Raw genomic sequence first — 19,904 nt, forward strand, 5'->3', positions numbered from 1 at the left:
CGGAGATGTTCGGCGCCGACGGCATCGCGCCGCTCGGCCCCGACACGGAGATCGCGGTCGCCGCCCTGCGCAACGAGGGCCGCACCCTCATGGTGGTGCGGCAGGGGAACAAGGACCTCGGCGTCATCGGACTTCTGGACACGCCCAGGGCGAAGGCGCGCGAGACGCTGACGGCGCTGCGCGCGCTCGGCATTCGCCGGATGATCATGATCTCGGGCGACCATCAGAAGGCCGCCCAGGCGGTCGCCGGGCAAGTCGGCCTGACCGAAGCCTGGGGCGACCTGATGCCGGAGGACAAGGTCGAGGCCATCAAGACACTGCGGGCGGAGGCCAAGGTCGCCATGGTCGGAGACGGGGTCAACGACGCCCCGGCGATGGCGACGGCGACCGTGGGCGTCGCCATGGGGGCGGCCGGATCGGACGTCGCCCTGGAGACGGCCGACGTCGCCCTGATGGCTGACGACCTGTCAAAGCTGCCGTTCACCGTCGGCCTCAGCCGGCAGACCCGCCGCATCATCCGACAGAATCTGTTCGTCAGCCTCGGCGTGGTGGCCTTCCTCGTTCCGGCGACGATCTTCGGGCTCGGCATCGGTCCGGCGGTGGCCCTCCACGAGGGGTCGACGCTGCTGGTCGTCTTCAACGCGCTGCGTCTGCTCGCCTGGCGCGGCCCGCGAGAGGCCGTGTGAACTCGCAAACCTCAAGCACAGGAGAACCCCTATGAAACGCATCGGATGGGTCAGCGTGATCGCGCTCTTCCTTCTCGTCTCGGTGTTCGGCTTTGGAGTGCTGTCCCGTCAGGCCGCAAGGCCGTCCGCGACCGTGGCGGTCGATGCCCGGCCGATCGATCAGCACGCCGGCCACAGCGACGCGGCGGCCGACAGCCCGGCGACCCGGTCCTACAAGGAGGCCAACGCCCGGATGCATTCGGCCATGGAGATCGAGTACAGCGGCGACGCCGACGTCGACTTCATGCGGGGTATGATCGCGCACCACGAGGGCGCGGTCGCCATGGCCAGGATCGCGCTTGAGCATGGCTCCGATCCGGAGGTTCGCGGCCTTGCCGAAGAGGTCATCCGGACCCAGGAGGCGGAGATCGTCCGCATGCGGGTGTGGCTGGCCACCCGCGAGAGCCGGTCGAACTAGGCCGATGGGCTCAAAGCGGTCCACGATCCACAGCCGGGCGCCCCGCTGGCGTCCCGGCAAATACCGCGCCCGCGGGAGGTCCCGGCGACCCCGTCCGCCGGCGCCGTTTCGGCCGGTCCGAGACACCCTGATCGCGGTCGGGGCCGGCCTGGTGGCCGCCTTCGTCGTCTTATGCGTGGCGGCGCCCATGGCGACGACTTACCGGTTTCCCCTGTACGGCGCCTTCGGCGGGCTGATGCTTCTTTTGACCGCCTTGACCTTCCGGATGGCGGCGAAGGACCCGGCCGGCCGGCTGTTGGCCGCGATCCTGGCGCTGGTGTGCGTTCTCGGGACCGCCGCCTTGTACGTCGGACGCGATCAGATCAATCTTGCGCCGCCCCACAGGCACGCCGTCCCAGACGCCGCCGCTTCCGTCAGGCCCGGCCGATGACGGCCCTAGAGGCCACTGCGCGGGTTCCCGTCCGGATCACGCGCGGGGGATGGCTCGACATTCTGCGTTTCGTGGCGGCCGCCCTGATCGTCCTTTACCATTTCCGCGAGGCCGCCCCGGTCGCGCTCGGCGAGGTTCATCCCGTCTTCGACCGGGGCTACCTGTTGACGAACTTCTTCATCATCGACTCGGGGTACGTCCTCGCGCGCATCTACGGGGAGGGCTTCGCCAATCGCACCCTCTCGCTCTCCCTGTATGTGCGCCAACGGCTTCTTCGCGTCGCGCCCTCTCATCTCGTCGTCATCGCCGCGCTCGCGCTGCTGGTGGCGACCGCCGCCGCCGTCGGGATCCGTCCGAGCAACCCGCAATGGTTCGCCTGGCCCGAGCTTCCGGCGCAGGTCTTCCTCGTCCAGGCCTACGGCGTTCCGGGCGGGCAGGGCTGGAACGCCCCCACCTGGACGTTGTCCGCCCTGCTGGGCTGCTATCTGGCCCTGCCCTGGATTTGCAGGGCGCTCTGGCCACTGCGCCCGTGGCTCGTGGTTGCAGGGGTCGTAATGCTGCTCCTGGTGGCGGATGGTGCGAGCCGGGCATGGTTGGGAGACCCCCTCTACCGGCTTCCGCTCCGTCACGGATTCATCCGGGCGCTGCCCCTGTTCCTGCTGGGTGTCGCGGCCGCGATTCTGGGCGCGCGCGTCTGGGTCCCGCCGGTCCGTGCGGCATGGATCGGGCTCGCGGCCTTTGCCGGTCTGATCGCGGCCCAGGCCGTTTCCGATCTCGCCCTGATTTCGCTTCTCCTGCTCACCGTCATGATCTGGGCCGCCGGAGCCCTGCCCGTGGCGCGTCCGTCACGGCTGATCGAGCAGCTTGGTCTTATGTCCTTCGCTATGTTCCTGACCAACGAAGTGACCCGGATCGTCTGGTTTGGCGCGTTCGACGCCCTTGGCCAGGCGGCCTGGCCGGCGACCGTTCGCTGGGGCGTCTGGGGGCTGGGTCTGGCCTCCGCCTTTGCGGCGGCGGCGGTGTTCCGATACGGTTTCGACGGCCCGGTGCAAGCCTGGCTCAATCCGCCGCGGCGACCACCGGCGCAGCCGGGCGTGAGTTCTGACCGCCCGGTGGCTTGAAGGGCGCATCACCGAACCCTGTGCAACCGGGTGCGGCTCGGCTGTTCGCCTATCGGATGCCTGATCGGTCAATCTTCGGGCTCAGGCCGCGAGCGCACGTCCATATCTCGTTCAGGCTCCGGGAACCGCACGACACTGCGGGCGTAGACGGCGCATGCGCTTTCGTTTCTCCAGGAGTCATCCCTACCCGGGCGCGGTTGTCTCGGTGATTGACGATCCGCCGCAGGGATCGAACTGCGTGATCGAGTTCGGCGACGGCGTGGTGATCGTCGCGGGCGCTCGAACCGACGGCGACGCCCATCTTCTGGATATCCCGGCCTATCGCACGGCCAGAGGATCGAACGTCGGACCCGGCGAGTGGCGCGTGGCCCGGTCTCCGCGCGGGGCTGGCGCGCCCATCCCCGCCGTTAGCCATCCTCCCGGTCAAGAGGCGCCATGCCCATGCCCGGGGCGTCGAATGGTCCCTCAAGCCACTGAACCAGATACTCCGCCACGGCGCTCAACCACTGCGGTCGCTGGGCGGGGCGGCGACTGTAGTTTTCAAGCGTGTGGGCGAGCAGGAAGTCGTACGGTCGTGGATGGATCGCGAACCGGTTGGAAAGCGGCAGGTTCATCTCCAACGCCGCGGCCGCGAAGAGCGACCGTTGCACATGCCCGTTTCCATCCAGGAAGGGGTGGATGAAGCCGAACTGGCTGAAGAGATAAGAGAGCGTCACCAACTGGTCCCACGGCTCGACGAGGGTGTCGATCCGCAAGCGCACGGTCCCGACGAGGCTTTGCATGGCCGAAGGGACGTCCGGCGGGTCCATGAAGGTGAACGTCTGACCCTCGACGATGACGCTCGGACCGCCCATGACACGCAGCGCGAGGGATGTGCCGGGGACGCCGCGATAGCCGCCGGCGTATTCCGGATGGGCTGGCGGGACGAAGGCGGAGTAGAGGTCTCGATGAAGACCGCGCGGATCGTCCAGGCAGGCCCTCCGATAGACGGGGTCCGTTCGCAGCTTTTGGAGAAGCGTCGCGCTTTCGACGGCCATTCGGTCGTCGAAGTCGGGATGGCGCTGCGGATGCCATTCGGGATGTTGGAGCGTCATCGACTGTCCTCGCCTGCGGCTCTAGCCGTCTGCTCGAGCGGCGCCGACGCTCCAGCGTCGAAATGAAATAGTCGCGAGTCCGATAGCCTGGCAGGCGCGAGGATGGCGAGCGCGACAGGGCGCTGATCGGCTTTATCACGGATTGGGCCGGCGGGCTTGGCTTACCCGCCAGCAAGCGGGAAAGTCGTCTCGGTCAATCGTGTTGGTTGTGCCGCGCAGTTGCTCTAGGCTCCTGACCGGGGAGGCGACAATGACAGACCAAGACGCTCAATCGAACGAACCGGCCACGGACCTGTCCGTGCTCGACCGTGTATTGACGGCGTTCACGACCGCTGTTGAATCCGAAGAGGGGCTGGCTGACACCGCACAGCGGTTGGTCGATACGCTCATCACGAAGAAGGATCTCAGCGAGGCCGCGATCAGTCAGGCGCTCTTCGGAGGCGATCCGGCATGATCCAGGTCGAGAGCCTCACGATCGCGGAGTTCCGCGGCATCCGTAGCCTGTCGCTTAATCTTCAGCGGCGGAACTTCGCCGTCTGCGGCTCCAACGGCACCGGCAAGAGCGGTGTCGTGGACGCCTTGGAGTTCGTTCTGACGGGCACAATCTCGCGCCTGACAGGGAAAGGCCGCGGCGACCTGTCCATCAAGGATCATGGCCCTCACGTCGATAGGAAGACGGAACCGGAGAAGGCGTTCGTCGAAGCAACAGTGTGGATCCCGTCGCTCAGGCGATCCGTCCAGGTTCGGCGATCGGTGAAGGCGCCCGCCGTGCTTCAGGCCCATCCTGACAGCCCGGAGGTGCAGGCGGTGTTCCGCCAGCTGGAGGCCCATCCGGAGATCGCCCTGTCTCGCCGGGAGATCATTCGCTTTGTCCTGACCGAGCCGGGTCAACGCGCCAAGGACGTCCAGGCTCTCCTCAAACTGGACGACCTCGAAGTCCTGAGAACGCGGCTGCAGCGCATCTCTAACGCCAGTCAGGCCGCTGCGAAGGCCGCGGCCGCGACCCGTGATGCGGCGAAGGCTGAGTTTGTACGCGCGATGGATATCGCTGACGCGACCGCACCGGAAATCCTCGAAGCCGCCAACCGGCGCCGGAGGGTGCTTGGACTGGAGGGTCTTTCGACGCTGGGGCCCGAGGGGTCGCTACGCGATGGGTTGAGCTCACAAGCGGGCGGCCCGGTCGCCGCGGTCAACAAGGCGGTCGCCGCCGCTGATCTCGCCGCGCTGCGGGACTCAGTCGATCGGCGATCGGGGGAAGACGTCCGCGCCCAGGTCGCGGCGGCGAGGACGGCGGTCGAGCGGCTAATCGCTGACGAATCCCTGCTGAAGGACGTCGTGCGCGACGATTTTCTCAAGACGGCTCTCGATCTCTATGAGGGTGAAGTCTGTCCCGTCTGCGACACGCCCAAGACCCTGGACGAGCTCACCGCGATCATTCAGGCCAAGCGGGCGAAACTGGAGGCAGTCAAGGTCCTGCGCGCGGCGGCCGAAGACAAGCTGATGGGGGTTCGAGACGCGCTCGAAGCGGAAGCGGCTTTGACCCGGCCGGTCTACCTCACAGGCAAGTCGCTTCTCGAAGCCCATGAACTCGATCAGATCGCCGACCATGGCAAGGCCCTGGTCGATGCCGGCGCTGCGCTTGCGGCGCTTCTGCCGCTCGACAAGACGCTGGCCCGGCTTGACGAGCTGACGCCCTCCGCAGGTTTGGTCGATGTGTTGACCCGGCTTTCGGGAGCCATCGGCGGACTGCCGGAGCCTTCGGACCAGGACGCCGCGCGCGATTACCTCATCACGGGTCAGTTGCGCCTTGAGGCGTTGCGGACAGCCAGCGCGGCCGCCCGGACGGCGAACGCCCGCGCCGACAGGGCGAAGAAGGTCTTCGACCTGTACTCCGCGACCTCCACCGCGGCGCTGGAGAAGGTCTACGAAGACGTTCAAGGCCATTTCGCCGAGCTCTACCGCCGCATCAACGCCGATGACGAGGGGAACTTCGAGGCCAAACTGAAACCCTCCCTGGGAAAGCTCGGCTTCGGGGTGGACTTCTACGGACGGGGCTTCTTTCCGCCGGGCGCCTACCATAGCGAGGGACACCAGGACAGCATGGGCCTGTGTCTCTACCTCGCCCTGATGCGGTATCTCCTGGGAACGGGCTTCACCTTCGCGGTCCTTGACGACGTGCTGATGTCAGTGGACGCCGGTCATCGGCGAGGTGTCGAAGCTGCTGAAGGCGGAGTTCCCGGACACGCAGTTCGTTCTCACCACCCACGACCGCGCCTGGCTGAAGTTCATGAGCACGACGGGCCTCGTGGCCCCAAAGGACACGGTCCAGTTCCGCAAATGGACGGTGGAGGAAGGTCCCACGACCTGGAGCAAGGGCGACGTGTGGGACGAAATGCGCGAGAAGGCGCGAAATGACGATGTCGCAGGCGCGGCTGGCGCTCTGCGTCGATCTTTGGAGCACCTATCCGCGGAAGCCTGCCAGGCGCTGCGCGCCAAGGTCGAGTTCAGCGTCGATGGACATCATGACCTGGGCGACCTGCTGGATCCGGCCATCGGACAGATGAAGTCCCTTCTCAAAGACGCGCGTCTGGCGGCGGAAAGCTGGTCGGATACGGAGCGGTTGGCGGCGGTGAAGGCGAGTGAAACGGCCTTCGCCCAGGCCGTGACCGACGCCAAGGTCGAACAATGGCAGATCAATCCGGCCGTCCACTACAATGCATGGGCTGACTTGCAGAAGGCGGAGATGATCGCGGTCATCGACGCGTTTCAGGCGCTGTTCGTGCTCTTCAACTGTGACCAGTGCGGCGTCCTGATCGAGGTAAGTCCGGGACGTGGCCGACGTGAGTACCTCCAGTGCATGTGCGGCAAGGTCAAGTTCGCCTTCATGTCGAAACCGAAAGTCGCCGCGTAGGCCGCATTCGCGCTGGTCCCTGCTCAGTCCCCGGCGTCGCCAAGACGTCAGTCGTCTTCGTCCTCGCGTTCCCGCGGAGGCGGCGTCCAGCCGTCGGCCTCGAACAGGGCGACGACCTCGCCGAAGGCGTCGCGTCGATGCGCCCGCAGAAGCATCTGATAGAAGCGATTGCGGGCGTCCGCGGATGGCAGGCGTCCGGCGCCCGCGTTCCGGACTACGCTCAGGAGCAGGGCGCTGGTGCCGGACGCCGCGTAGTTCTGGCCGGTCGCGGCGACAGCGTCGAGCAACTGGTCGAGCGCCATCGTGTCGAGCCTCCCGGTATAGGGCGTGATGTAAGCGTCGAAATTCGCTTCGGAGCCGCGGAAGCTACCGGACTGGGCGTAGAGCTCAACCGCCTGGGGCCAAAGCTCCGGAAGGGGCGAGGCGGCGATCGCCCGAGCCAAAGCCTCCCGGTCGAGGACGGCGATCAGGGCGAGGATCGGCGCCCTGAACGGCGCGAAGGCGACGCCCTTTAGGAGGAGGTAGTCCGTCAGAGTGGCGCCGTCGGCGTTGTTGACCGTCTCCTGCAGGGAGGTCCGGGTCGGCTCCTGCACGAGGTGCCAGAAGTCGGGGAAGGCTGCGACGAAGGCGATGGCGCGGGGGCGGTCGGCCGGGTCGAGCGCGTCGAGCAGACGCACGACGCTGGCCACCACGTCAGGCCAGGCTGCAGCCGCCCGGTCGCGAACCGCGACCAGCGCGGCTTCGACCTTGGGGCGGACGACGTCGAGATGGGCGGGAACGCCCTTCAGCAGAGACTTCGCAAGCACGGTTCCGAAGTTGCGGATCGCCTGCGGCCGGACTCGCGCGAGGTAGCGCTGCTCGACATAGTCGAGAATCCGCGCGGGATCGGTTGGGAAGCCGGATGATTGGACGTCGGCGTCGAAGACCTCGAAGATGGCGCGGCCCTGGAGGGCTTCCTGACCGAGAACCAGGTCGACGGCGTTGACGAGATGCATCCGAACCAGTTCGGGGGTCGGTTCGAAGAGGAGGGCTTCGGCGGAGAAGGCCGGATGGGCGCAGAGGTGACGATCCTCGCGCAGGCGTTCGAGCTGCCGGCCCGCGATCTGGCTGATCGCCTGGGTGTTGTCTGCGGCGTCTTCGAGAATGCGGCCCTCCAGCTGAAGCAGTTGCCGGATGTCGCGGATGGCCGTCGCATTGTCCCACGACTGTAGGAAGGCCGTCGCCGCGGCATCGCCCATGGCGCTGAGCTCGCGATATTTGGCGATCAGATCATAGGCGATAGCGACCCAGGCGGCCGTGAGCGAGGCGCGCAGCGCCCCGGCCTTGTAGGCCCGCACGGCGTCCAGGAAGTAGGTGCGGGATTGCGGGTTGCGGACCTTGGTCAGCAGGATGTCGAGGTCTACGAAACTGGAATCCACGGGATCGCACCGGATAAGGAAAAGGAACGCCGACCTTAGCCATGCCCCTTGCGGGACGTAAGCTGGCGCCCAGTCATTGCCCAGGTGTGGGCCATGGCGAGCTTCACCTGGCGCGCTCGAATGCGCTGCGCGAGGGTGGAGGGCTAGCGGGGAGTGCAAGCATCGTACATTGGCCACACCCGCAGCCAGGTCGTATGGCGAGCGGAACGTCTTTCTGACCTCTCGACCGTCAAGCGGGCTCGTGGAATAGCAATCTGGGTGGAGCCGGCAAGGCCGGGGAGGGGGCGGCTGGAGTTCAGTGCCGGGACGAACCGCCGCGAGGATCAAGCGCTCCAGGCATTCGATCGCCTCCCGCTTCTCCTCAAGATAGTCGTGCTGGACATAGACCGACATGGTGATGGACGATCCGCCGCCTACCTCGTTCGCATGGTTGAGAAGCTTGGACAGAATGAAGGGGCTTGTCCTGGCTCGCGCCAGCCTGGTCGCCCCGCTGCGGCGCAGATCGTGGACCGTGATGTCCGGAATATCGATCGCGGCCCTGATGTCGCGCATGGCGTGGCTGATCGCGGAGGGATGAATGGCGCCCGGCGCCTCGCCGCGCCCCACGAAGACGAACGGCGACGGCTCCGCGCCCTCCGACGGCTTTGGCCGAAGCGCCAGGGCTTCCTTGATCAGAATGATCGAGAATTCGCCCAAGGGAACGACGGTGGTGCGTCCGGCCTTGGTGCGGCCGGCGGGGATCGTCCATGTCCGCTCGGCGAAATCGAGTTCGGCGACTCGCATCTCCGCGACCTCCGCGCGTCGCTGCAGAAGTAGGGCCGCCAGCTGGATCGCGATCCGGATCGGACGCCCCACCATTAGCGCCTCGTCCCGGCCTTTCGGCAGCGGACGTCGGTAGCCGGTCGTGTCTTCGAGAGCCCGCCAGAGCGCCCGCAACTCGACATCGTTGAGGACGCGCGTCCGCGGGGTTTCCTCCGCGAGATCGTCGAGCTGCTGGGCGGGGTTCCTGAGAACCCGATCCTCGGAGATTCCCCACGCGAAAATCTGGCTGATCAGGCTCCGGGCGCGATTAGACGTGACTCCCTTGCCCTCTTGTAGGATCTCCCGAAGGCGTTTGCGCACAACGTCCTTGGTCACCGCTTCGATGCGCAAACCCGCGATCTGGCGGAGATGCTTCCGGTAGAGGTTCCGTTCGGAAAGGATGGTGGGCGCGCGCTTGCGCTTTTTGCTCGGGCGATACTCTCCGGTCTCGGTGGCCTTGAAGTAGCCCTCTGCCATGTCGTCGAACGTCCTCAGCGTCTGAGCCTTGGCCTCGGCCTTGATGACCTGCATTTCGGTCGCTGGATCACGGCCGGCGTCGATCTCGGTTTGAAGTTTCCTCGCCTTCGCGCGGGCCCCCGCGACCGTCAGCGCGGCGGCGTCGCCCAGTGCTTGATCCGGCGGAACATAGCGACCGAGCCGAACTCTCGGCTGACTTCCATCCAGACGCCGATACCGAAAGCCCCAGACTTTCGAGTGCCCCGAAACCCGCAGGTAGAGACCCTTCAGGTCTGCATCCCAGAGCTCGAGACGATGCTCGTCAGTCGGTCTGAGCGCCGCGACGCTCCGGTCTGTCAGTCGTGTCGCGCCCATCTGAATCCTCGTCCGAAGCGCCCCGATTTTGGGGAGCAAATGGGGAGCAAATTGCAGCAACTCGAAGCATAGCGATGAAGAGAGATGAATTCAAAAACTTTCTAAAAACAGTGCGTTAGCACAGTCCTGAACAGTCCTGAAAAGGCATTGGAGGCCGCTGGGGGTCAAGGGGTCGCAGGTTCGAATCCTGTCGCTCCGACCATTCTTGAAAAACAGAATGACTTTGGTGGGGTCGTCCTTGCGGGCGACCCCATCGTCGTTTCAGCGGCCGCGCTCGGCCCATTTGAGCAGGGGAATGAGCGGCAGGCCCCAGGCCGTGCCGCCGATCGCGAAGAACAGGAAGTCGATCCAGGCCGAGGCGGGCAGCAGCCCGCGCAGGGCGATCAGCCCCCACACCCAGAAGGCCAGGAAGGCCAGCACGCCCAGGGCCGCGATGAAGCGACGCAGACGCGCGGGCATCAGCGCTTGCTCCGGAACAGGAAGAAGGCGACCAGGCAGATCACCGATCCGGCCAGCGACCAGGGAATCCAGGTCCAGCTGTCCATGGTGCTGACGGCGAGGACGCGCACGGCCAGGAACCAGCCGCACAGCAGGCCGACCCCCGAGACCAGGGCGGTCCCGCCCAGCCCGCGACGGCCCGTCAGCAGGTCGGCGACCCAGGCCAGCAGCAGGCCGCCGGCGGCGGCGGCGACGATGTCCAGATACTGCACGCGATCTCCCCGGGCCCGCCGCCCTTAACCTAAACAGACTCGATCTTGGCGGCCGAGGGGGGCATACCGCACCGGTCGCTTTCGATCACCGTCGAAACGGCAGCATATCCGTGTCAGCGTCGAGCGTCGAATGAGCCGTTTCGGAAATCCAGACCGCAATCGCGCCGTGGCCGTGTGGCTGTTCGCCACTGCGGCCCTGGTCTTTCTGATGGTGGTGGTGGGCGGAATCACGCGCCTGACGGGTTCGGGCCTGTCGATCACGGAATGGAAGCCCATCATGGGCGCCATACCGCCGCTGAACCAGGCGGACTGGATGGATGCGTTCGACAAGTACCGCCAGATTCCGCAGTACGCCCAGGTCAACGCCGGCATGACGCTGGACGAGTTCAAGTTCATCTTCTTCTGGGAATGGTCGCACCGTTTGCTGGGGCGGCTGATCGGCCTGGTCTTCTTCCTGCCGCTGGTCGTCTTCCTGGCGTTGCGCGCCGCGCCGCCGCTGTCCAGGCTGCATCGCCACGCCCTGCCGGATCGCCCGTCTGGCGCTGCGTGATGCTGCTGGCGTTGGGCGGGCTGCAGGGGCTGATCGGCTGGTGGATGGTGTCCAGCGGCCTGTCGGAGCGGGTCAGCGTCGCGCCCGAGCGGCTGGCCGTCCATCTGGGCCTGGCCTTTATCCTGTTCTCGGCCCTGATCTGGACCGGGCTGGAGGCCTGGAACGGCGAGGACCACGGACGTCCGCCGGCCGGCTGGGCGCGGGGCGCGGCGGTCCTGCTGGGCGCGGTCTTCCTGCAATGCCTGCTGGGGGCGCTGGTGGCGGGCGGCAAGGCGGGGCTGGTCTATACCGACTGGCCGCTGATGAACGGGGCCGTGCTGCCGCCGGCGGACTGGAGCGCGGGGGCGGGCGCCTTCCTGCATGACCAGGCGCTGACGCAGTTCAATCACCGGCTGGTCGCCTATGGCCTGCTGATCGGCGCCAGCCTCTACGCCTTTCAGGCCTGGCGCTGGCGGGTGGCCGAGGGCATGGGCTTCGCGGCCTTCACCCTGGCGGGGGCCGTCTGGCTGCAGGCCGTGCTGGGGATCGTCACCCTGATGCACGCCGTGCCCCTGTGGCTGGGCGTGCTGCACCAGGCGGGCGCGGCGATCGTGCTGGCGCTGGCCACGGCCAATCTGTGGGTCGTGCTGAGGGCTCAGCCCCGGCTGTTCATGTCCGGACCGAGGTCCATGGGCCTCTGATCGCCAGGGTCATGCCCGGGTACATGATGTTGACGAACAGCACCTGTCCGTCCGGCGAGAAGCAGGCGCCGGCGAACTCGGCGTTGCCGGTGAAGACGTTGCGCGCGATCGTATAGACCCGGCCGTCCGGCGTGACGCCTTTCAGGTGGTTGCGGACCGTGTCGGAATAGTTGTCCTCGCACACCACCAGATGGCCCCAGGGCGCGACGGTGATGTTGTCGCCCATGTTCAGGGTCCTTTCGTCCGTGCTTTCCACGAACAGCTGAAGCCGGTCGGCGGCGCCGTCCATGCCGGGCACCAGGCGCAGGATCTGCCCCCGCCGGATCGGCCCGCCGGAGGTGGCGGTGAAGTACATTTCATCGTCGCCCCACCAGACGCCTTCGCCGCGCGCCACCAGGGCCGCGCCCGCCGCATGGCCCCGGGCCGCCAGGTCGCCGTTCGGCGACTCCACGTCCTCCAGGTCGATCCACGCGACCTCGCGCCAGTCGCCGACGGCCCAGGCGCGGTCGTCCTGATTGCGGGTGTCGGCCGAGGGCGCGCCCTTCCACGCCATCGCCTGGAGCTTTCCGCCCCGCGCCAGCTGGCCGGGCGTGTCGGGGATGAAGCGATAGAACAGGCCGGCGTTGTCGTCCTCGGTCAGATAGACGACGCCGGTGCGCGGATCGATGCAGACCGCCTCGTGATCGAACCGGCCCATCGCCTTCAGCGGAACGGGATCGACCGGCCCGGTCGCGTCGGCGGGAACCTCGAACACCCAGCCGTGCGCCTTGGTCACGTCGGCGTCGCCGGGCGTCTCCAGCGTCTCCTCGCACGACAGCCAACTGCCCCACGGCGTGGGGCCTCCGCAACAGTTTGTCGAGGTCCCCGCCAGGGTCAGGCGCTGGCTGACCTTTCGCCGCGTCTCCAGGTCATAGACGATGGTGGAGCAGCCGCCGGGCAGGGGGCGGCCGTCCTTGTAGGTGTCAAAGGCCCGCGCCGCGTCCAGCCGGCCGATCTCCTCCTGGTGCAGGCCGCCCGGCCCCAGGTTGCGGTGCAGGGCGCTGGAGCCCTTCAGTTCGTGGTTGAGCACCAGGGCCACGCGCGATCCGTCCAGGGGGAAGCAGGCCATGCCGTCCGGCTGGCCCGGCGCGAACAGGCCGTCGTCCATCCGGTCGCCGCTCTGGGCCACGACCTGGTAGGAAAAGCCCTCGGGCAGGTCGAGCAGGCGGTTCGGATCGCGCAGCAGGGGGCCGTAGCCGGCGACCTCGTTGACGTAGGTCTCCGGCTCGGCGGCGACCGCATGGCGCGCCAGTCCGGCGAAGGCCAGGGGGCGGCGGCGGAAGTCAGGGCGCGGCGGCGATGAAGGCGCATGGTCGGCTCCGGCGGGCAGGGGAGGCCCTCCGATGGCGCATAAAGGTCATGGTTTGATGACGACGGGTGTTATTTCGTAACGGCGAGGGGCCCGCGCGGCTGAGGTATTTTAATACCGTTTACAGAAAGCTACGTTAAATCAGCCGCTTGACCGGATTTCGGCGCTCAAGGCGACATTGACGCGCCCCGCCGCCTCCTGTATCAGCCCGCCTTCCTTCGGTTCCTTCGGGAGCCGGACCCGATTTTCGTCTCCAGGAACAACCTCATGCTGAAGAGCACCACGGCTTCGCTGAAGCCGGCCGAGGTCGAGAAGAAGTGGATCCACATCGACGCCGAAGGCGTCGTGGTGGGCCGCCTCGCGACCTTCATCGCCAACCGTCTGCGCGGCAAGCACCGCGGCGACTACACCCCGCACGTCGATTGCGGCGACTACGTCGTCGTCACCAACGTCGACAAGGTGGTGTTCACCGGCAAGAAGAACACCGACAAGGTCTATTATCGCCACACCGGCCACCCGGGCGGCGTCAAGGAAACCACCCCGGCCAAGGTGCTGGGAGGCCGTTTCCCCGAGCGCGTGCTGGAAAAGGCCGTCGAGCGGATGCTGCCCAAGGAAAGCCCGCTGGCCCGCAAGCAGATGACGCACCTGCGTCTGTTCGCAGGCAGCCAGCACGACCACGAAGCCCAGCAACCGGAAACGATCGACTTCAAGTCGGCGTCCCCCAAGAACACCCGGAGCGTCTGAGCATGACCGACGTGACCAACACCGAGGCCGCCACCGGCTTCGACGCCCTGAAAGGCCTGACCGCCTCGGCTGAATCGGAAGCCCCCGTCCACGTCCAGAAGCTGGACGCCCAGGGCCGCGCCTATTCGACCGGCAAGCGCAAGAACGCCATCGCCCGCGTTTGGGTGAAGCCGGGGTCGGGCAAGATCACCGTCAACGGCAAGGACGTCGGCGCCTATTTCGCCCGTCCGGTGCTGCAGATGATGGTGGCCCAGCCGCTGACCGTCTCCGAGCGCGCCACCCAGTACGACGTCGTCTGCACCGTCGAGGGTTCGGGCCTGTCGGGCCAGGCCGGCGCCATCCGCCACGGCCTGTCGCACGCCCTGACGCACTATGAGCCGGAACTGCGCAAGGTCCTGAAGCCGCACGGCTTCCTGACCCGCGACAGCCGCGTCGTCGAGCGCAAGAAGTACGGCCGCGCCAAGGCCCGCCGCAGCTTCCAGTTCTCGAAGCGCTAACTGGCGACCGCCAGTCGGTTACGAAGGGGCGCTTCGGGGAAACCTGGAGCGCCTTTTTCTTTGGAGGAGCGCGGACCTTCAGGTCCGCAAGCGGCGGGTTCAAGACCCGCGGTCCAGGAGAGCGTCACATGACTCACACCCTCTTCATCGACGGCGAGGCCGGCACCACGGGGCTGGAGATCCGCGAGCGGCTGGAGGCGCGCCCGGACCTAGAGCTGATCCTGCTGGGCGACCGGCGGCGCGATCCCGCAGCGCGGCGCGAGGCCCTGAACGGCGCCGACGCCGTGATCCTGTGCCTGCCCGACGACGCGGCGCGCGAGGCCGTGGCCATGATCGAGAACCCCGCGGTCAAGGTGATCGACGCCTCGACCGCCTATCGGGTGGCGCCCGGCTGGGCCTACGGTTTCCCCGAGATGGACCCCGGCCAGCGCGAGATGATCGCCGACGCGCGTTTCGTCTCCAATCCCGGCTGCTATCCGACCGGCTTCATCGGCCTGGTTCGCCCTCTGGTCAGGGCCGGCCTGGTCCCCGCCGACTGGCCCGTCAGCGTCAACGCCGTCAGCGGCTATTCCGGCGGCGGCAAGGCCATGATCGCCGAGTTCGAAGGGGAGGGCGCATTGACCGCCTACCGCGCCTACGGCCTGTCGCTGAAGCACAAGCACGTGCCGGAAATGACCCGGCACGCCGGCCTGTCTCGCCCGGTCCTGTTCACGCCCGCCGTCGGGAACTATCGCCAGGGGATGCTGGTCGAGGTTCCGCTGCACCTCGGCGCCTTGCCGGAGACGCCCTCCATCGAGCGGCTGCACGGCGCCCTGGTCGAGGCCTACGACGGCCAGCGGTTCGTCGAGGTCGCGGACCTGGAGGACACCGAGGCCATGACCGGCCTGGAGCCCGAAGGGCTGAACGGCACCAACCGCCTGCGCCTGCACGTGTTCGGCGACCGGGCAGGCGAGCAGGCGCGCCTGGTCGCCCTGCTGGACAATCTGGGCAAGGGCGCCTCGGGCGCGGCGGTCCAGAACCTCAACATCATGCTGGGGCTGGACGAGGGGCAGGGGCTGATCTGATCGCCGCCTGAAACCGATCGGGCGTCGCCGTCGTAAGGAGGGCATGGAACCGATCGCCCCCTTCATCGCCGCGGCCTGCTGACCGGCGCCGCGGCGCTCGCCCTTTCGGCCTGTTCGCCCCAGGCGGCCGACGCGGGCGAGGCCCAGTACGCCAACGCCGTACCGCCGCGTCACCGACGCCGACTGGCGCCGCCGGCTGGGCGACGACGCCTGGCGCGTGCTGCGCCACGAGGCGACCGAGCGGCCCTACAGCAGCCCGCTCAATGACGAGCACCGTCGCGGGACCTTCGTCTGCAAGGGCTGCGACCTGCCGCTGTTCCGCTCGGGCTGGAAGTTCGACTCTCGCACCGGCTGGCCCAGCTTCTATACGGTCATCGCCGCCAACATCGGCCGCAAGCGCGACCTGGCCATCGGCGTTCCGCGCACCGAATACCACTGCGCCCGCTGCCTGGGGCACCAGGGCCACGTCTTCAACGACGGCCCGCGACCGACGGGGCTGCGCTACTGCAACAACGGCGCGGCGCTGAAGTTTGTAGCGGCCTAGAATGGCCCAAGCAACTATCGCCTAAGATATATTATGCGAAATAAAATCACGAGGATCGGGGCGGCGACGTCAGCGCGAAGGCCCGCCGTCAATCGGGTTTCCACAACGACATCAGAACCCTAGGAAGCATTTCTGGGAGGTCTTCGGAGATCATGCCGGGCCCGAACGCGCTGGCGGCCTGGGCGTGGATCCAGGTGGCGGCGCAGGCTGCGTCGAAGCTGTCCATGCGCTGGGCCAGCAGGCCGCCGATCATGCCGGACAGCACGTCGCCGGAGCCGGCGGTCGCCAGCCACGGCGACCCGTTCGGATTGACGGCGCAGCGGCCGTCGGGCGCGGCGATGACGGTTTCAAATCCCTTGAGCACGACCACCGCCTGGGCGCGCCGCGACGCTTCCAGCGCGGCCTTTTCCCGACCCTGGTCCATGAGGCCCGGAAACAGGCGTTCGAACTCGCCCTCGTGCGGCGTCAGGACGTCGTCCCGGTCCAGCACGGCGAACAAATCGCCGCTGCGGCCCTTGAACACGCTGAGGCCGTCGGCGTCGATCACCAGCGCCGCGCCGCCCTGGGACACCGCGCTGATGTTGGCGACCGTCATCTCGTCCAGGCCGGCCCGCCGGACCGATCACCAGGGCGTCCATCGCCTCGGTCTCGCGCGCCAGGGCGTCGGCGTTGGAGAACGGCGTCAGCATGATCGCCTCGACCGCCGGGGCGATGACCGAGGCGGCCTCGGGCGGACAGAAGAGGCGCACCAGGCCCGCCCCCATCCGCAGGCCCGCGCGCGCCGCCAGCCGCGCCGCGCCCGTCTGGTGGGCGCGCCCCGACACCACGCCCAGCCGCCCGCGCGTATGCTTGTGCGTGTTCCTGTCCGGCCAGGGAAGATTTTTGCGCCAGATCGCGGGGTCGTTGGTTTGCATCTTCGCCTGCCGATTATACGTGAAATTTCCGAGAAAAAGCGCTTGCGTTCGCCCGCCTTGCCGTGTCCCATTCCCGCCCGAGCGGGGTCGCATTTCGCGCGCCGCTCAGGGGTCGCCATGAAGAAGATCGAAGCCATCATCAAGCCCTTCAAGCTGGATGACGTCAAAGAGGCGCTCCAGGACGTGGGCGTTCAAGGCATGACGGTGCTGGAGGCCAAGGGATATGGCCGCCAGAAGGGTCACTCCGAGCTTTATCGCGGCGCCGAATACGTCATCGACTTCCTGCCCAAGATCAAGATCGAGGTGGTTGTCGCCGACGACCTGGCGCCCGCCGTGGTCGAAGCCATTCAGACCTCGGCCCGCACGGGCAAGATCGGCGACGGCAAGATCTTCGTCTCCGACGTGGCCGACGTGATCCGCATTCGCACCGGCGAAACCGGCGCCCAGGCGGTCTGAGTTCGCGTACCCCTCCCCGGCTCCGGCCCGTCGGGTCGCGATCCGGTCCTCCCCAACGACCAGAAGAACAGGACTTCCGAGAATGAGCGCCAGCAAGATCCTCAAGGAGATCAAGGAAAAGGACGTCCAGTATGTCGACGTCCGCTTCACCGATACGCGCGGCAAGCTGCAGCACGTCACCTTCGACGTCGACCTGGTCGACGAAGAGTTCCTGAACGAAGGCACCATGTTCGACGGGTCGTCGATCGCCGGCTGGAAGGCCATCAACGAGTCCGACATGCTGCTGAAGCCGGACCTGACGACCGCCTACATCGACCCGTTCTACCAGCAGACGACGATGTTCCTGTTCTGCGACGTGCTGAACCCGGACACGGGCGAGCCCTATAACCGCGACAGCCGCTCGATGGCGAAGAAGGCCCTGGCCTATGTCCAGTCCTCGGGCGTGGGCGACGCGGTCTATTTCGGCCCGGAAGCCGAGTTCTTCATCTTCGACGACGTGCGCTGGTCGACCCAGCCGCACGACACCGGCTACGCCTACGATTCGACGGAGCTGCCGGCCAACACCGGCGCCGAATACACCGAGGGCAACATGGGTCACCGCCCGGGGCCCAAGGGCGGTTACTTCCCCGTCAATCCGGTCGACAGCGGCCAGGACCTGCGTGGCGAGATGCTGGGCGTGATGCGCGACCTGGGCCTGCAGCCCGAGAAGCACCACCACGAGGTCGCCCCGGCGCAGCACGAACTGGGCCTGAAGTTCTCGGACCTGCTGACGATGGCCGACCGCCTGCAGCTCTACAAGTACGTGATCCACAACGTCGCCGCCGCCTACGGCAAGTCGGCGACCTTCATGGCCAAGCCGATGTTCGCCGACAACGGCTCGGGCATGCACGTGCACCAGTCGATCTGGAAGGACGGCAAGCCCATGTTCGCCGGCGACAAGTACGCCGGCCTGTCGCAGGAATGCCTGTGGTACATCGGCGGCATCATCAAGCACGCCAAGGCCATCAACGCCTTCTCCAACTCGACGACCAACAGCTACAAGCGCCTGGTGCCGGGATATGAGGCGCCGGTGAAGTTGGCCTATTCGGCCCGCAACCGTTCGGCCTCGATCCGCATCCCGCACGTCTCGTCGCCTAAGGCCAAGCGTCTGGAAGCCCGCTTCCCCGATCCGATGGGCAACCCCTACCTGACCTTCGTGGCGCTGCTGATGGCGGGCCTGGACGGCATCGAGAACCGCATCGATCCGGGCGCACCGGCCGACAAGAACCTGTACGACCTGCCGCCGGAAGAGCGCGGCTCCATCCCCGAGGTCTGCGGCTCGCTGCGCGAGGCGCTGGAGAACCTCGACAAGGACCGCGCCTTCCTCAAGAAGGGCGGCGTGATGGATGACGACTTCATCGACGCCTACATCGAGCTGAAGATGGAGGAGGTGATGCGCCTGCAGCTGCATCCCCACCCCGTCGAGTTCGACATGTACTACAGCTGCTGATCGACAGCGGGCTGAACGCGAAGGCGCCGGGCGGGACCGTCCGGCGCCTTTGTCGTGTCAGGCGACGGCGGCGCCCTGCTCCGCCGCGGGGATGACGCCCTGGTCCAGCAGGGCGTGCAGGGCGTCGACGTGGCCGTCGCGGCTCTGGACCGGCGCGGGATCGGACGTCATCACGACCGTCAGCCGCAGGTCCGGCACGACGAAGACCATCTGTCCGCCATAGCCCCAGGCGAAGAAGACCTCGTGGCGACCGGACCGGCGAATCCACCAGCCATAGCCATAGGGATCGCCGCTCCAGCGCGACGTCCCCCTGCCCCGCCACGACGCCTCGACCCAGCCCTCCGGCAGGATGCGGCGGCCCTGATGCAGTCCGTCGTTGCGGTACAGTTCGCCGAAGGTCAGCAGCGCCATCGGCGACAGGCGCATGTCGTTGCCGCCGAAATAGATCCCCTGCGGGTCCGTCGGCCAGGACGGTATGTCGACGCCCAAGGGCTCGCCCAGCCAGTCGCGCGCCAACGCCAGCGTCGAGCGGCCCGAGGCGCGCGTCAGGCAGGCCGAGGTCAGGTGGGACGTGCCGGTGGAATAGACCATGCGCCCGCCCGGCTCCGCCTCGAACGGCTGCGCCAGGGCGTATCGGACCCAGTCGCGGCTGGAGACCCAGGCGCCGTAGTCGGCCCCGGAGGTGGAGCCCAGGCCCGCCTGCATCGACAGCAGGTCGCCTATGGTGACCTCCGCCAGGCGCGGGTCCGGCGTGGCGGGAAAGCGGTCGGCCAGGAAGGCGGAGATCGGCTGCTCGACGCCTTGGAACACGCCCTGGCCGATCGCGACGCCCCCCAGGGCGGCGATCACCGACTTGGAGGCGGACTTGACGTTGACCGGGGTCTCCAGCGACGGGCCGCGCCAGACCCGTTCGAACAGCCGTTGGCCGTCGCGGGCGACGATCATCGCGTGCAGCCTGGGCAGCGCCTCCGCACGGACGGCGACGCGGTCCATCAGGGCGGCGTTCAGGCCCTGTGTGGGCGCGGGCGACGGCAAGACGTCGGCCGCCTGGCTGCAGCCGTGCATGAAGGGAAGGGTCAGGCCGGCGGCGAGAAGCGTACGTCGATGCATCGGCGGTTCAACGGGCGCCGCGCCCGGTTCGTTGCCGCCTGCGACGAAG

General features: G+C 67.4%; 20 protein-coding genes and 2 pseudogenes. 14 read left to right on the forward strand and 8 right to left on the reverse strand.

All coding sequences use genetic code 11. The annotated features are described in order from the left end of the window. Window positions 1-5 precede the first annotated feature (5 nt). The 4 genes from MU852_RS18040 (at window position 6) to MU852_RS00115 (ending at window position 2,694) form a co-directional block, all read left to right on the forward strand. Entirely contained in the window at window positions 6-686 is a 681-nt protein-coding gene (locus MU852_RS18040) for an HAD-IC family P-type ATPase (RefSeq protein ID WP_430641167.1), read from the forward strand. 31 nt (window positions 687-717) lie between these two features. Continuing rightward, the gene (gene copM / locus MU852_RS00105) at window positions 718-1,143 is read left to right on the forward strand and encodes a CopM family metallochaperone (RefSeq protein WP_191558644.1); all 426 of its coding nucleotides are present in this window, start codon (window positions 718-720) and stop codon (window positions 1,141-1,143) included. Between the two features lie 151 nt (window positions 1,144-1,294). Next, window positions 1,295-1,573 carry a hypothetical protein gene (locus MU852_RS00110; protein WP_249750557.1) on the forward strand — a complete coding sequence of 93 codons (279 nt, stop codon included), beginning with the start codon at window positions 1,295-1,297 and terminating at the stop codon, window positions 1,571-1,573. Then, window positions 1,570-2,694, forward strand: coding sequence for an acyltransferase family protein (locus tag MU852_RS00115; protein WP_191558646.1), 1,125 nt, complete (start codon window positions 1,570-1,572; stop codon window positions 2,692-2,694). Before MU852_RS00110 ends, MU852_RS00115 begins: the two co-directional genes overlap by 4 nt. 407 nt (window positions 2,695-3,101) lie before the next feature. On the opposite strand, the gene MU852_RS00120 is transcribed toward MU852_RS00115, so the two are convergent. Further along, a complete protein-coding gene (locus MU852_RS00120) occupies window positions 3,102-3,788 on the reverse strand; it encodes a Fic family protein (RefSeq protein WP_249750558.1) in 687 nt (228 codons plus the stop codon). Between the two features lie 250 nt (window positions 3,789-4,038). Between MU852_RS00120 and MU852_RS00125 the strand changes: the two genes are divergently transcribed. From MU852_RS00125 to MU852_RS00135, 3 genes are read left to right on the forward strand one after another with little or no spacing between them, the layout of a single operon-like run. Continuing rightward, the gene (locus MU852_RS00125; RefSeq protein WP_156146849.1) at window positions 4,039-4,242 is read left to right on the forward strand and encodes a hypothetical protein; all 204 of its coding nucleotides are present in this window, start codon (window positions 4,039-4,041) and stop codon (window positions 4,240-4,242) included. Beyond that, on the forward strand, window positions 4,239-6,203 hold the full coding sequence (locus MU852_RS00130) for an ATP-binding protein (RefSeq protein ID WP_249750559.1): 1,965 nt from the start codon (window positions 4,239-4,241) through the stop codon (window positions 6,201-6,203). Before MU852_RS00125 ends, MU852_RS00130 begins: the two co-directional genes overlap by 4 nt. Next, window positions 6,181-6,699 carry a hypothetical protein gene (locus tag MU852_RS00135; RefSeq protein ID WP_249750560.1) on the forward strand — a complete coding sequence of 173 codons (519 nt, stop codon included), beginning with the start codon at window positions 6,181-6,183 and terminating at the stop codon, window positions 6,697-6,699. The genes MU852_RS00130 and MU852_RS00135 overlap by 23 nt, the downstream gene beginning before the upstream one ends. A 47-nt stretch (window positions 6,700-6,746) precedes the next feature. Here the strand turns inward: MU852_RS00135 and MU852_RS00140 are convergent, their stop codons facing one another. From MU852_RS00140 to MU852_RS00150, 3 genes are all read right to left on the reverse strand, one after another. Next, entirely contained in the window at window positions 6,747-9,749 is a 3,003-nt protein-coding gene (locus MU852_RS00140; protein ID WP_249750561.1) for a tyrosine-type recombinase/integrase, read from the reverse strand. Window positions 9,750-10,010: 261 nt separating this feature from the next. Next, window positions 10,011-10,208 (reverse strand): DUF2842 domain-containing protein, encoded by a 198-nt coding sequence (locus MU852_RS00145; RefSeq protein WP_249750562.1) that lies wholly within the window; start codon window positions 10,206-10,208, stop codon window positions 10,011-10,013. Further along, complete coding sequence (locus MU852_RS00150; RefSeq protein WP_249750563.1) at window positions 10,208-10,459, reverse strand: transglycosylase; 252 nt, start codon at window positions 10,457-10,459, stop codon at window positions 10,208-10,210. Before MU852_RS00150 ends, MU852_RS00145 begins: the two co-directional genes overlap by 1 nt. 130 nt (window positions 10,460-10,589) lie before the next feature. Here MU852_RS00150 and MU852_RS00155 point away from each other — a divergent pair. Further along, a pseudogene (locus MU852_RS00155) lies at window positions 10,590-11,689 on the forward strand (COX15/CtaA family protein). Here MU852_RS00155 and MU852_RS00160 read toward each other — a convergent pair. Beyond that, window positions 11,658-12,995: an alkaline phosphatase PhoX gene (locus tag MU852_RS00160; protein ID WP_430641230.1), complete on the reverse strand. Its 1,338-nt coding sequence runs from the start codon at window positions 12,993-12,995 to the stop codon at window positions 11,658-11,660. The pseudogene MU852_RS00155 and the gene MU852_RS00160 overlap by 32 nt on opposite strands. Before the next feature lie 312 nt (window positions 12,996-13,307). Here MU852_RS00160 and rplM point away from each other — a divergent pair, with 312 nt between their 5' ends. From rplM to msrB, 4 genes are all read left to right on the forward strand, one after another. Beyond that, window positions 13,308-13,781 carry a 50S ribosomal protein L13 gene (rplM, locus tag MU852_RS00165; protein ID WP_249751991.1) on the forward strand — a complete coding sequence of 158 codons (474 nt, stop codon included), beginning with the start codon at window positions 13,308-13,310 and terminating at the stop codon, window positions 13,779-13,781. A gap of 2 nt (window positions 13,782-13,783) precedes the next feature. Continuing rightward, complete coding sequence (rpsI, locus tag MU852_RS00170) at window positions 13,784-14,278, forward strand: 30S ribosomal protein S9 (RefSeq protein WP_249750564.1); 495 nt, start codon at window positions 13,784-13,786, stop codon at window positions 14,276-14,278. A gap of 128 nt (window positions 14,279-14,406) precedes the next feature. Then, window positions 14,407-15,342 carry an N-acetyl-gamma-glutamyl-phosphate reductase gene (argC, locus tag MU852_RS00175; RefSeq protein ID WP_249750565.1) on the forward strand — a complete coding sequence of 312 codons (936 nt, stop codon included), beginning with the start codon at window positions 14,407-14,409 and terminating at the stop codon, window positions 15,340-15,342. A gap of 217 nt (window positions 15,343-15,559) precedes the next feature. Continuing rightward, window positions 15,560-15,886: a peptide-methionine (R)-S-oxide reductase MsrB gene (gene msrB / locus MU852_RS00180; RefSeq protein ID WP_249750566.1), complete on the forward strand. Its 327-nt coding sequence runs from the start codon at window positions 15,560-15,562 to the stop codon at window positions 15,884-15,886. An 88-nt stretch (window positions 15,887-15,974) separates the two neighbouring features. Here msrB and MU852_RS17115 read toward each other — a convergent pair whose 3' ends face one another. Beyond that, window positions 15,975-16,481 carry an NAD(P)H-hydrate dehydratase gene (locus MU852_RS17115; RefSeq protein ID WP_283843705.1) on the reverse strand — a complete coding sequence of 169 codons (507 nt, stop codon included), beginning with the start codon at window positions 16,479-16,481 and terminating at the stop codon, window positions 15,975-15,977. Between the two features lie 79 nt (window positions 16,482-16,560). After that, window positions 16,561-16,893: pseudogene (locus MU852_RS17120) on the reverse strand (NAD(P)H-hydrate dehydratase); the annotation flags it as partial. A 24-nt stretch (window positions 16,894-16,917) separates the two neighbouring features. Between MU852_RS17120 and MU852_RS00190 the strand changes: the two are divergent. After that, the gene (locus MU852_RS00190; RefSeq protein ID WP_054765773.1) at window positions 16,918-17,256 is read left to right on the forward strand and encodes a P-II family nitrogen regulator; all 339 of its coding nucleotides are present in this window, start codon (window positions 16,918-16,920) and stop codon (window positions 17,254-17,256) included. A gap of 82 nt (window positions 17,257-17,338) precedes the next feature. Next, the gene (gene glnA, locus MU852_RS00195) at window positions 17,339-18,745 is read left to right on the forward strand and encodes a type I glutamate--ammonia ligase (RefSeq protein WP_249750567.1); all 1,407 of its coding nucleotides are present in this window, start codon (window positions 17,339-17,341) and stop codon (window positions 18,743-18,745) included. A gap of 57 nt (window positions 18,746-18,802) precedes the next feature. On the opposite strand, the gene MU852_RS00200 is transcribed toward glnA, so the two are convergent. Continuing rightward, window positions 18,803-19,855, reverse strand: coding sequence for a serine hydrolase domain-containing protein (locus MU852_RS00200; protein WP_249750568.1), 1,053 nt, complete (start codon window positions 19,853-19,855; stop codon window positions 18,803-18,805). Between the last annotated feature and the right edge of the window lie 49 nt (window positions 19,856-19,904).

Origin of the sequence: Brevundimonas albigilva, assembly GCF_023503965.1 — a bacterium.
GTDB lineage: Bacteria > Pseudomonadota > Alphaproteobacteria > Caulobacterales > Caulobacteraceae > Brevundimonas > Brevundimonas albigilva.

Coding starts and splice junctions, on each gene's coding strand:
- MU852_RS18040 (WP_430641167.1), top strand. CDS start 6: ATGTTCGGCGCCGACGGCATCGCGCCGCTCGGCCCCGACACGGAGATC.
- copM (WP_191558644.1), top strand. CDS start 718: ATGAAACGCATCGGATGGGTCAGCGTGATCGCGCTCTTCCTTCTCGTC.
- MU852_RS00115 (WP_191558646.1), top strand. CDS start 1,570: ATGACGGCCCTAGAGGCCACTGCGCGGGTTCCCGTCCGGATCACGCGC.
- MU852_RS00120 (WP_249750558.1), bottom strand. CDS start 3,788: ATGACGCTCCAACATCCCGAATGGCATCCGCAGCGCCATCCCGACTTC.
- MU852_RS00125 (WP_156146849.1), top strand. CDS start 4,039: ATGACAGACCAAGACGCTCAATCGAACGAACCGGCCACGGACCTGTCC.
- MU852_RS00130 (WP_249750559.1), top strand. CDS start 4,239: ATGATCCAGGTCGAGAGCCTCACGATCGCGGAGTTCCGCGGCATCCGT.
- MU852_RS00135 (WP_249750560.1), top strand. CDS start 6,181: ATGCGCGAGAAGGCGCGAAATGACGATGTCGCAGGCGCGGCTGGCGCT.
- MU852_RS00140 (WP_249750561.1), bottom strand. CDS start 9,749: ATGGGCGCGACACGACTGACAGACCGGAGCGTCGCGGCGCTCAGACCG.
- MU852_RS00145 (WP_249750562.1), bottom strand. CDS start 10,208: ATGCCCGCGCGTCTGCGTCGCTTCATCGCGGCCCTGGGCGTGCTGGCC.
- rpsI (WP_249750564.1), top strand. CDS start 13,784: ATGACCGACGTGACCAACACCGAGGCCGCCACCGGCTTCGACGCCCTG.
- argC (WP_249750565.1), top strand. CDS start 14,407: ATGACTCACACCCTCTTCATCGACGGCGAGGCCGGCACCACGGGGCTG.
- MU852_RS17115 (WP_283843705.1), bottom strand. CDS start 16,481: ATGACGGTCGCCAACATCAGCGCGGTGTCCCAGGGCGGCGCGGCGCTG.
- MU852_RS00190 (WP_054765773.1), top strand. CDS start 16,918: ATGAAGAAGATCGAAGCCATCATCAAGCCCTTCAAGCTGGATGACGTC.
- glnA (WP_249750567.1), top strand. CDS start 17,339: ATGAGCGCCAGCAAGATCCTCAAGGAGATCAAGGAAAAGGACGTCCAG.
- MU852_RS00200 (WP_249750568.1), bottom strand. CDS start 19,855: ATGCATCGACGTACGCTTCTCGCCGCCGGCCTGACCCTTCCCTTCATG.